The organism is Myroides sp. C4067 (assembly GCF_038039665.1).
In the GTDB taxonomy this organism is placed as follows: Bacteria; Bacteroidota; Bacteroidia; order Flavobacteriales; family Flavobacteriaceae; genus Flavobacterium; species Flavobacterium odoratimimum.
In genome coordinates, this window is the sequence record NZ_JBBPHJ010000048.1 from 1 (window position 1) to 10,788 (window position 10,788).

General features: G+C 34.1%; 11 protein-coding genes. 8 read left to right on the forward strand and 3 right to left on the reverse strand.

Annotated features, from left to right (window positions below; genetic code table 11):
• Together AABL87_RS17400 and AABL87_RS17405 are read right to left on the reverse strand one after the other, a co-directional pair.
• Positions 1 to 2,026 (reverse strand): hypothetical protein (locus tag AABL87_RS17400; protein ID WP_341277677.1); only part of this gene is annotated, 2,026 nt, incomplete at its 3' end.
• 271 nt (positions 2,027 to 2,297) lie between these two features.
• On the reverse strand, positions 2,298 to 2,765 hold the full coding sequence (locus AABL87_RS17405; RefSeq protein ID WP_006265077.1) for a hypothetical protein: 468 nt from the start codon (positions 2,763 to 2,765) through the stop codon (positions 2,298 to 2,300).
• A 303-nt stretch (positions 2,766 to 3,068) separates the two neighbouring features.
• Here AABL87_RS17405 and AABL87_RS17410 point away from each other — a divergent pair, with 303 nt between their 5' ends.
• From AABL87_RS17410 to AABL87_RS17440, 7 genes are all read left to right on the forward strand, one after another.
• Complete coding sequence (locus tag AABL87_RS17410; protein ID WP_006263287.1) at positions 3,069 to 3,605, forward strand: chromate transporter; 537 nt, start codon at positions 3,069 to 3,071, stop codon at positions 3,603 to 3,605.
• A 3-nt stretch (positions 3,606 to 3,608) separates the two neighbouring features.
• On the forward strand, positions 3,609 to 4,157 hold the full coding sequence (locus AABL87_RS17415) for a chromate transporter (protein ID WP_006259263.1): 549 nt from the start codon (positions 3,609 to 3,611) through the stop codon (positions 4,155 to 4,157).
• A gap of 160 nt (positions 4,158 to 4,317) precedes the next feature.
• Positions 4,318 to 5,523 carry an NO-inducible flavohemoprotein gene (hmpA, locus tag AABL87_RS17420; protein ID WP_341277678.1) on the forward strand — a complete coding sequence of 402 codons (1,206 nt, stop codon included), beginning with the start codon at positions 4,318 to 4,320 and terminating at the stop codon, positions 5,521 to 5,523.
• A 157-nt stretch (positions 5,524 to 5,680) separates the two neighbouring features.
• Positions 5,681 to 6,280 (forward strand): Crp/Fnr family transcriptional regulator, encoded by a 600-nt coding sequence (locus tag AABL87_RS17425; RefSeq protein WP_006259257.1) that lies wholly within the window; start codon positions 5,681 to 5,683, stop codon positions 6,278 to 6,280.
• A gap of 188 nt (positions 6,281 to 6,468) precedes the next feature.
• A complete protein-coding gene (locus AABL87_RS17430; protein ID WP_006259256.1) occupies positions 6,469 to 6,732 on the forward strand; it encodes a helix-turn-helix domain-containing protein in 264 nt (87 codons plus the stop codon).
• Positions 6,733 to 7,055: 323 nt separating this feature from the next.
• Complete coding sequence (locus tag AABL87_RS17435) at positions 7,056 to 7,862, forward strand: PhzF family phenazine biosynthesis protein (RefSeq protein WP_006265079.1); 807 nt, start codon at positions 7,056 to 7,058, stop codon at positions 7,860 to 7,862.
• 12 nt (positions 7,863 to 7,874) lie between these two features.
• The gene (locus AABL87_RS17440; RefSeq protein ID WP_006259254.1) at positions 7,875 to 8,336 is read left to right on the forward strand and encodes a GNAT family N-acetyltransferase; all 462 of its coding nucleotides are present in this window, start codon (positions 7,875 to 7,877) and stop codon (positions 8,334 to 8,336) included.
• Here AABL87_RS17440 and AABL87_RS17445 read toward each other — a convergent pair whose 3' ends face one another.
• Positions 8,337 to 8,990, reverse strand: coding sequence for a hypothetical protein (locus AABL87_RS17445; protein WP_230486145.1), 654 nt, complete (start codon positions 8,988 to 8,990; stop codon positions 8,337 to 8,339). It lies immediately after the preceding gene.
• Between the two features lie 601 nt (positions 8,991 to 9,591).
• Between AABL87_RS17445 and AABL87_RS17450 the strand changes: the two genes are divergently transcribed.
• On the forward strand, positions 9,592 to 10,716 hold the full coding sequence (locus AABL87_RS17450; RefSeq protein WP_006259252.1) for a DegT/DnrJ/EryC1/StrS family aminotransferase: 1,125 nt from the start codon (positions 9,592 to 9,594) through the stop codon (positions 10,714 to 10,716).
• Positions 10,717 to 10,788 lie beyond the last annotated feature (72 nt).

Consider the following 10,788-nt stretch of genomic DNA (forward strand, 5'->3'; position numbering starts at 1 on the left):
AATTGCCTATTTCTGTATGTTTGTTGTTTTGATAAGTAAGCGTTAGTTCTTGAGGGACTTCCCCTGATATAGTAAGTGACTTCGGTTTACCGTCATATATAAACGACTCACTTTTTAGTTCTACTAATTGAGTGATATCAGCAGGTAATATGATTAACTCGTTTGATCTAGTGCTTGTGATGTAGTTGTCTCCTTCTAGTTTTACAGAAGCTTTATAGATACCTGCATTAGTAGCCTTATTATTTTTATAAGTAGCAGTTACGCCTAAAGGCAATTCCCCTTCTAGTAATAAATCGTGTTCTTTACCATCATAGGTTATTTCTTTCTTATTAAACTTGACTCCTGTGATACGAGCTTTTTCGATAATCAGTGTAGCAGACTTAGTTCCTAGTAAGATATCTTTGAAGTAGAAAGAAGCTACTACTTGATAAACACCTGAGTCAATATATTGGTTCTTATCATAAGAGACTCTTACGTTATTTGGTAAATTAGTAGCTTCTATAGTAATTATTTCTCCAGTGTACGTTTCTGTTTTGTGTTCAAATATTACACTATCAAGAGATGGTAATTCTTCTTGTGCTTTAGTAATTGATAAAGTTGCAGATACTCTATATGGCATTGGTGTGTAGTTATCACTACCAGTAATAGTAGCTTCTATTTGATGGTTTCCTATAGCATTCTGTCCATTATTTTTATAGGATACTTTTAGTTCTTTAGGTAAAGGAGAGGTGATTTTTAAGAACCTAACAATCCCATCATATTTAAAAGTTTGACTTTTAAATTCAATAGTTTGAGTTAAGTCAATAGGCAATATTGTTAAAGTGTTTGTTCTAGTACTTGTAATATAATTTTCTCCTGTAAGTTTTACTGTTGCTTTGTAAGTACCAGCATTAGTGTGTTTGTTATTAGAGTAAATAGCAGTCACTCCATTAGGTAAATCTCCTTTTAGTAATAGAGTATGAGGTTCTCCATTATATAAAACAGATGTTTTATTAAAGGTAACTCCTGTAATTCTAGCCTTTTCGATTGTAAGAAAAGCTGTTTTGGTACCAAGGAGAATGTTTTTAAAATAGAAAGAAGCCTTTATTTGATAATGACCAACTTCTCGATAGTCATTTTTACTGTATTTTACAATAACATTATCAGGTAGATTATTAGCTAATATAGATATAATTGATCCAGTGTATGGAGTGGTAAGGTTTTCAAAAGTAATATTTTCTATACCAGGAAGCTCTTCTGATACTTCCTCTTTAGTAATTGTTATAGTAGCTTTTAGTTCTAGAGGAATTGGTGTGTAATTTTTACTACCTGTTATTGTAGCAGTCACTAAGTGGGAGCCTATTTCTGATTGATTATTACCTTTATAAGATATATAAAGACCAGAAGGTAGTTTTTGATTTAGGAAAATAGACTTTGATTGTCCATCATAAACAAACATCTGACTAGTTAAGGTATATTTACTCGATATATCTATTGGGAGTATAGTAAGGGTGTTAGAACGAGTACTAGTAATGTGATTTTTTCCTGCTAGTCGAACGCTCATTTTATACACTCCTGCATTGGTATGAGAGTTATTTTGATAAGTAGCAGTGACTCCTTCAGGTAATTCTCCACTTATTTCAAGAGAATGTTTAGAACCATCATATACAACTTCTTTTTTTCGTAAAGTAACACCTGTAATTCTAGCTTTGTCAATATTAAGCCTAGCGGATTTTGTTGTAATTAAAATATTGTTTTCATTGTAAAAGTAAGCTTTTACAATATATGAACCAGCATTAACGAAGCCATTTTTATCATACTTCACCGTTACATTATGAGGAACATTAGTTGGTTCATGATAAAATGTCTCTCCTGTATAGGTTACAGTTTTTTCTTTAAAAACGAAGTTATAATATTTGTAGTTAGAGTTATTTGTTTGGGAGATATGGGAGGAGGAATTATCAGATTTCGAATAGATATTACTATAAGAACGTTGTGAAAAAACACATAATAGAGTACACAACAGGAGGAATAATTTTTTAACCATAGTAAACATGTATTAACTTAAATTATTATATAAAATATAGTATATCAGATGGATATATATAAATATACAGTCAGTGCCTACATGTTTAAAAGTTAATATATTAAGTTGTTGTTACGTCAAGGTTATCAGGAGGTAAATATTTGTTTGATTAATTGTGTTAGAAGGTACTTTGTTTGTTTCTATTAATATTTAGTTTTTACGTGAAAGAGAATTATAAGATATAAGAGGTGATTTAAAGCAAAAAAGCGATGGAGATCTCCATCGCTTTTTTTTATTTCTTGGTAATTTCATTTTGTGTTTGTACTTCTTTAGCTTTCACTACTTCTTTAGCCTTTGTCCATTTGGAAGGGTCTTCTTTTAAGTCTAGGTAGTATTCATAGAGCATCTTGGTTAGCTCTACTTCTACGCGTTTGCCTACGAAGTGCTTATTGGTGCTGAAGTATCCATATGTAATCCCGTCTTTCTTTACGATAGGAGGTTTATCCGCATGTATATTCCAGGGAGAATAGCTACTAGTCTGGTCTCCATAGATACCATATTTATTCCAGATAGACTTTTGGCTGTATAAGTTTCCATACGTTCCGTAGGTATTCCATATAGAGTTAGCCTCTTTGGCATCACAGTTTAGACAACCTAGGTATTCTTCTTTACCATCATTGGTATATAACTCAAGCTTTTGGGCATAGGTGCCAACACTTAATAGAATAAAAAATAGTATATAATAGAATTGTCTTTTCATGTGTTCTTTTGTTTGTCGGCAAATTACAAAAAATTTCAAAATAAGAAATGTCAAATTTTAGCAATATGCTTAAAAATGCTGTAAACTGTAATATTATTTTGATGAACGGCTTTTATGTTGTGTTTTTTACACTTTATACACAGGATTAGAAGGGATGTTGTTATTCGATTTTTAAGGTAATAAAAAGGAATTGTTGCTTAAATGAAGTGGTTTTTGGAAGGGATTTAGAACTGTTTTATTAGGTGAAAAAAGAGAGATTTTGTATATTGTAAGCTTTGTTTTGTATTAAAAAACTTCTTAATCATGCTTTTCAAATTATTTTATCTCTTTACTAAAATAGGACTTTTTACCATTGGTGGGGGGTATGCTGTGATTCCATTAATCGAAAAAGAAATAGTTTCTCGCGATTGGTTAACTCAGGACGAGTTTTATGAACTTCTAGCTATAACTGAGTCTCTTCCTGGTGTGTTTGCTACCAATATAGCCGCCTTAGTGGGGTTTAAGATTAACGGGGTAAAAGGGGGAGTAGTCGCAGCACTAGGCACTATATTAGCTCCCTTTACTATTATACTTCTCATAGCAGTTTTTTTTAGTCGATTTCAAGAAAATGTTTATGTGATAAAGGCGTTTAAAGCCCTCAGACCTGTAGTAGTAGCTCTCATCGCGGCACCGTGTTATACTGCTATTAAGGCTAATAATATGACAGCAAAGACGTTGATATTTCCCTTAGTAGCTCTAGGCATGATGTGGGGATTAGGTGTGTCTCCAATTTGGATTGTAATAGGGGGATGTGTAGGAGGAATTGTATATCATAGTATAAGAGAAAAAAGTAAAGCATAAGATATGATATTTTTAAAATTGTTTTGGGTATTCATAAAAATCGGTACTTTTGGGTTTGGTGGAGGATATGCTATGCTGTCTCTTATTCAAGAAGAAGTTGTAGAGAAGAATCAGTGGATCAGTAGAGGAGAGTTTACAGACCTTATAGCAGTTTCTCAGATGACACCTGGTCCTATAGGGATTAATTCGGCTACTTATGTTGGTTATAGTGCATTACATGGTGCGGGATATTCTCCTATGGTAGCTATACTCGGGTCTGTCATTGCTACTATTGCCCTTTGTCTACCTTCTTTTATGATGATTTGTTTGATTTCATATTTCTATTTAAAGTTTCGATCTAATAAGTATTTTTCATATGCCTTAATGGGGATTAAGCCATTGAGTATAGCTTTGATTGCCCTAGCAGCTGTATCACTAATAGATCGAGAGAGCTTCTCTGATTATTACAGTATAGGCTTGTTTATTCTGGCTCTTATCTGTTCTATCAGGTTTAAGATACATCCTATCCTTATTCTTTTTGTTACAGCTGTCGTAGGGATATTGATTTATTGAGATTTTAGATAACGGAATAAATATATATGGTTATACTCCTTAAAAATTGCTGATTTTATAAACGGAGAAAGAATAAACTCTATTTCTTATGACTGCAGTCATAAAATGCGTAGTAGGTAAGCTTCTATATTTGGCTGTAACATTATAAAACAACGAAGACATGTTAACAGGTGAGCAAAAACAATTAATCTTGGCAACAGTACCTTTGCTAAGAGAGAAGGGATTAGAACTAACAAAACATTTTTACTTGAGAATGTTCGAATATCACCCAGAATTAAAGAATGTATTTAATATGGGGAATCAACGTGCTGGCAAACAACAGATGGCTTTAGCGATGGCAGTACTTGGCTATGCAGAAAATATTTCACAGCCAGAGCGATTAATGCCTGTAGTTGATCTAATAGGGCATAAGCACGCCAGCTTATCAATACAGCCAGAACAGTATGAAATAGTAGGAACTCATCTACTAGTGTCTATAAAAGAGGTACTAGGTGAGGCAGCGACAGAGGATATCGTACAAGCCTGGGCAGTGGCTTATCAACAATTAGCAGATATCATGATAGGACACGAACATAAGATTTATCAAGCTAAGGAGAATGAAGCGAATAACTGGATAGGGTGGAAAGCATTTACTGTGAAGAGTAAGGTAGTAGAGTCTGGAGAGATTACTTCTTTTTATTTGGTACCAGCTGATGGAAGTGCTGTTGTACAGCATCAACCAGGACAATATATTAGTATTAAAGTCTTTCTAGAACGAATAGGCCTAGAGCAGATCAGACAATATTCTATATCATGTGCTCCTAATAACGAGTACTATAGAATATCTATCAAACGCGAACTAGGTAAAGAGATTGATATGAATGGTATGATCAGTAATCATCTGCATGACCATATTAATGAAGGAGATACAGTAGAAATTAGTTCTCCATCAGGAAATTTTGTACTACAGGAAAACCAGAGAGATAAAGTGTTTATCAGTGGAGGAATAGGGCAGACGCCTTTATTATCGATGCTAGAGGCATTAGAATTAAGTGGAGTGGTAAATCACAATATTGTGTGGATTCACGGGTGTAGAAATCAAGAGGTACAGGCATTTAGAAATAAACTAAGCTATATTACGAATAACTGTTCTCAGGTGAAGCCAATCTTCTTTTATGACAGTCTAGATCAGGTGGCTGAAGATATAGAAACTTATCAAGGAGTTGTTGATTTATCTACGATTAAGGGATATGAGTTTACGAATGAAGCAGATTACTATTTATGTGGACCACATCCTTTCTTAGAGAAGCAACTTCGTGATTTAAAAGCTCTAAATATCAGTGCAGATCAGATCTTCTATGAAGAGTTTACACCAGCATCTGTTTAACTCGAAATAGTTAATTGACAATATTGGATGTAAGTCTATATTTTTTTAAGCGAAAATACTAAGTGTATTTTCGCTTTTTTTTAGCGTTTGCATCTATAGTTTATTAGTAGCTTTGGATATCAATATAAGTATATAAGGTAGATATTTAAAAGGCAATATGATTACGATAGAATTGTTAACGCAATATGGAGCTGAAATAAGAGAAGTGAAGAAGAATGAAATTATCTTTCAAGAAGGGAATTACCCTAGTCATTATTATCAAGTTGTGTCAGGCAAGGTAAAGATGAATAACTTTAGTGCTGATGGGAGAGAGTTTATACAGAATATTTTTACATCTGGACAGAGCTTCGGAGAGCCACCTCTATTTATAGAAGAGCGTTATCCTGCCAATGCAATAGCCGTGAGCAATGCGAAGATTATTCAATTGCCCAAAGGTGATTTTTATGAAATGATGAGACAAAATAATGAGGTGTCTTTAGCTATGAATAAGAGCCTGTCTAGACGCTTATACTATAAGTCTATTATGGCACCTGATATCGCTTCACAAGACCCTGATAATCGTATTATGACCCTGCTAAACTATCTAAAGTCTCATCAACAAGCTGTGGAAGAAACTTCTCGTCCACTGACCATTGATCTGACTAGACAACAAATTGCAGATTTGACCGGGTTGAGAGTAGAAACAGTTATTCGTACTTTAAAAAGATTAGAGAGTGATAGCAAAGTACAAATTATCAATAGTAAAGTCGTAATTTAATCAAGAACAATACAGAGGTCTTAGATACACCTGTTATTTATCCTAATAAACAAGATAATGAACTGATCGAAGAGTTGTCTCTACTTATCAGAAAACAGTATAGTCTACCTAAGACTTATTTGTTAGAACAGATGCTACAGTACCTTATTTACTCCTTGATTACAGTAGTGTCAAAGTCGTATTATTCTATGACTTTAAAAGAAAACTTACAGAAGAATAGAGTTAATGATATTATGGATTGTTTCTTTGAACTTCTCGATGAATATGGAGTGGTAGAACGCAATGTTTCTTTTTATGCCACACATCTACACTTAACACTACAGCATCTAAGTTCACTAATCAAGAAGAGAACGGGTGAGTCAGTTAAGTCATGGATAGGTTTTGCAGTTATAAACAAAGCTAAAGAGTATTTAAACACCACTTTTCTGTCTGTTAAACACGTGATCAGCTAGAGTTTGCAGATGCATCCTTGTTCTGTAGGTATTTTACGCGCTATATTGGACAGATACCTAATGAGTATAGAAAGAGTTGAGGTTAACGAACTTTGTTTCTATAACAAGACTATTCCTGTTATCTATGCTTGACTTTTGACTTTTTGAGGTACTCAATAAGCTTATTGAATCAGCTTTTTAGTTGACTCAGTAGCTTTTAGTATATAGAATAATAGAAACTTTATACTTTCGTTGCATAATGAGCGTTATTGGAGAAAGGAGGCTTAGAGAGGACTATATCTCTATTGGCTCATTCTTAGTTAATTATCGAAAGTACAATATTCATGAAAATAAAATCATTTATAGTAGACGCATTTACAACAGAACTTTTTAAAGGAAACCAAGCTGGAGTATGTTTATTAGAACAACCTATTTCTGAGGAAAAAATGATCCTTATCGCTAAAGAATTTGGTTTTTCAGAGACGGCATTTGTGATGCCTCTTACAGATAATAAGTATAGCATTCGTTACTTCTCTCCTAAGATGGAGATTCCACTGTGTGGACACGCTACTATGGCTTCTGCCAAAGCACTTTTTAGTGGAGAAGAGCAGTTACATAAGATTATATTTAATACACACTCAGGCTATACAGTAGAAGTGTACAAGCAAGGAGTGAATATAGAAATGTCATTTCCGCTTCTAGAGGTAGAGAACACGACTTTATCAAAAGAGATAGTGGATGCACTAGGTATAAAAGAGGTGTTGAGCTGTGGATATAATAAAGAACATAATATCGTCATGGTAGAGATACAAGATGGTGTAGAACTAGCAGCCTTGTCTCCTGATTTTAATAGATTAAGAAATATTGATACTGGGATTAATGGAGTGGTAGTCACTGCGAGCTCTTGTATAGAGGGATATGATTATGAGTATAGATATTTTTGGCCTTGGTCAGGTACAGATGAAGATCCAGTGACTGGGGCTGTTCAGAGTTTTTTAGCACCGTATTGGTACATCAGATTAGACAAAAAGGTACTGAAAGCATTTCAGTGTTCTGAAAGAACTGGTAGTATGGAAGTAGAGTTGACAGAAGATAAAGTGATTATTAAGAGTTGTGCTGTTATCTTTAGTGAAGGAATAATTACAATATAGAAGACTATATATATGCGAATTACATTAAGAGAAGTAACAGCAGATAACTACTATGAAGTAGGTCTGCTAACGACTAATCAAGATGGTAAACCTACTTTTGATGAGGAGTATATCTGTGGCAATGCAGTATCTATAGCAGAGTCTAAGTTTTATCCTAATTTAGAGCCACAGGCTATTTATAGCGATGAAGAATTAATCGGTTTTATTATGTCAGGACCTTATGATCGTGACCAAGACAATTATTGGATTATGCGATTTATGATTGATTACCAACATCAAGGTAAGGGATATGGGAAGAAAGCGTTTGGAGCCTTTTTAGAACAAATGCGACTTAGAGAGGATATACAAAAGCTTTATCTCGGATTAGATGAGAGTAATCTGAGAGCGATCCAACTGTATACCTCTTGTGGCTTTGTGAATACAGGTGTAGTAAAAGATGGCGAACAGGTTTATGTACTTCATTTATCACAATAATCACTGTTCTCTATAACCATCCATAATAGAGCGAAATAGTTCTCCATTAGATGGAGGAGTAAGAATGATAGCATTTACCTTTTTTTGTGCTATATTTTGAAGTGATTCATTTGTTTTACCTCCAGTAGAGATTACAGCTATATTAGGGTAGTTTGTTTTAATATAATCTACTATTTTTAGAGTATCTGCTCCACCTGTCACATTAAAACAGCTTACCCCTGCTTCTATACGTGATTTAAAATCAAAATTAAGGGTTGATACGCTAGATATAATAGGAATATTGATATGCTTCTTTACTTCAGCGATATCTTCATTTTTAAACGGTTGATTGACTATGACTGCAGCGGCGCCTAAAGCTTCTGCTTTTTTAGCCATGGTAATGGCAAAGTCCCCTTGGGTAATACCTCCACCTATTCCACAAATAACAGGTTTCTTAGAAAACTCAATTAAGGTTTTAATAATATTCTGTGAGGGAGCAAATGGGTACACTGCAAGAATAGCATCTGCATCGTTATTTTCTATTAAGGCAATATCTGTTGAAAATAGAATAGACTTGACTTTCAGGTTGTTTAATACTAATCCTTTACACGACTCTATAAGGTGTAGGGGAGTAGGGAGTTTGACATGTGGACAAGGTCTTTTTTTCCAGAACATAAGGAAATCCAGTAGGCTTCTTTTGCGCCGATTATTCACCCAAATAGAACTTATATTATTTGTAGTAGTCATCACTATAGATTTAGAATTAACAAGACAAAGATTTGTTTTTATCCCTTTAGAAGAAGGTGGAGTGTAATTAAACTTTGAAGAATTGTAATCAAATCAGGTTTTTATGTAAGGAAGTAGGTAAGGTAAAGTGTTATAATGTCTAAATATTGATCTTTAGGCTAGGTAGATGAAGTAAATAGTAGTTGTTAGATGATTCTGTGTAGTTAATATTTCACACAAGTATTGTTTTGTATAAGAGTGAATGGGTAAAGAGATGAATCAGTATTTAGTCCGTTGTTTTGTTTAGAATAACGGACTCACTACGGACTCATAACGGACACAGTACGGACTCACCCCAAATCAATCTAGTTCAAAAATCTATAGAAACCAAGAGATAGATTATAGGGAGTATTTGTAAAAACTGGACTAGGTAGGTGTGTTATTATCAATATACATTTGTATCACAGAATAAGGCTTAGAATAGCAATTGAAATGATAGAATTTTAATTGGATTGGAGCTGCAAGAGGATAAACAATGAGTGCTATACAAATGGTTGACTTACAACGTCAATATGAAAAAATAAAGGAAGAAATAGATAAGGGAATTGAGCAAGTGATTAGAACGAGTACCTTTATCAATGGACCAGCTGTGAAGGAGTTTACAGATAATCTAGCAACCTATACAGGTGTGAAGCATGTGATCCCGTGTGCTAATGGTACAGATGCATTACAGATCGCCTTGATGGCATTAGGCTTGAAGCCAGGTGATGAAGTGATAACTCCATCCTTTACTTTTGTTGCAACGGTAGAAGTAGTTGCTCTATTAGGATTAACACCAGTATTCGTAGATGTAGATAAAGATACATTTACTATTAATAAAGAGAGCCTGGAGGCAGCGATAACTGAGAGAACGAAAGCTATTATACCTGTTCATCTGTATGGTCAATGTTCTAATATGGGAGAGATTATGCCAATAGCAGATAAGTATAATCTTGCAGTGATAGAGGATAACGCTCAGAGTATAGGAGGAAGTTATAAACAAGGAAGTACTTCTTATAAAACAGGAACAATGGGAACAATCAGTTGTATTTCTTTTTTTCCTTCTAAGAACTTAGGTGCTTATGGCGATGGTGGAGTGATTATGACTAATGATGATTCATTAGCTCATACTATGCGTAAGATTTGTAATCATGGTTCGGAGAGACGTTATTATCATGAAATAGTAGGAGTGAATAGTCGTTTAGACTCTATTCAAGCAGCAGTTTTAAATGTGAAATTAAAATATTTGGATGACTACTGCAATAAAAGGAGAGAAGCAGCTGCTTATTATAACCAAACTTTTAAGGCTAGTTCTAATATCATTACTCCTTATGTACCAGATTATAGTCACCATGTTTTTCATCAATATACGATGATTCTAGAAGGGGTGAATAGAGATGAGGTACATGAAGAACTAGCAAAGTTAGGCATTCCTAGTATGATATATTATCCTGTGCCTTGTCATGAACAAGAGATGTTTAAAACATTAAAAGATAGAGAGTATAATTTGCCTAATACAATGTATTTGACTTCTAGGGTATTGTCATTACCTATACATACGGAGTTGACTGAGGAAGAATTGATTTTCATAACAGAAGGAGTATTAAGTGTAATTGAAAAACTGAAGAAAAGGTAAGATACATTGATAGTATTAAAGGTTCTGTGGCCGAGAGGATAGGCATGACTACGCAATGGTCATTAGATTGGT

Bases quoted from the DNA above. Each gene is read 5' to 3' on its own strand.
- AABL87_RS17405 (WP_006265077.1), bottom strand. From the start codon at position 2,765: ATGAAAAGACAATTCTATTATATACTATTTTTTATTCTATTAAGTGTT.
- AABL87_RS17410 (WP_006263287.1), top strand. From the start codon at position 3,069: ATGCTTTTCAAATTATTTTATCTCTTTACTAAAATAGGACTTTTTACC.
- AABL87_RS17415 (WP_006259263.1), top strand. From the start codon at position 3,609: ATGATATTTTTAAAATTGTTTTGGGTATTCATAAAAATCGGTACTTTT.
- hmpA (WP_341277678.1), top strand. From the start codon at position 4,318: ATGTTAACAGGTGAGCAAAAACAATTAATCTTGGCAACAGTACCTTTG.
- AABL87_RS17425 (WP_006259257.1), top strand. From the start codon at position 5,681: ATGATTACGATAGAATTGTTAACGCAATATGGAGCTGAAATAAGAGAA.
- AABL87_RS17430 (WP_006259256.1), top strand. From the start codon at position 6,469: ATGACTTTAAAAGAAAACTTACAGAAGAATAGAGTTAATGATATTATG.
- AABL87_RS17435 (WP_006265079.1), top strand. From the start codon at position 7,056: ATGAAAATAAAATCATTTATAGTAGACGCATTTACAACAGAACTTTTT.
- AABL87_RS17440 (WP_006259254.1), top strand. From the start codon at position 7,875: ATGCGAATTACATTAAGAGAAGTAACAGCAGATAACTACTATGAAGTA.
- AABL87_RS17445 (WP_230486145.1), bottom strand. From the start codon at position 8,990: ATGTTCTGGAAAAAAAGACCTTGTCCACATGTCAAACTCCCTACTCCC.
- AABL87_RS17450 (WP_006259252.1), top strand. From the start codon at position 9,592: ATGGTTGACTTACAACGTCAATATGAAAAAATAAAGGAAGAAATAGAT.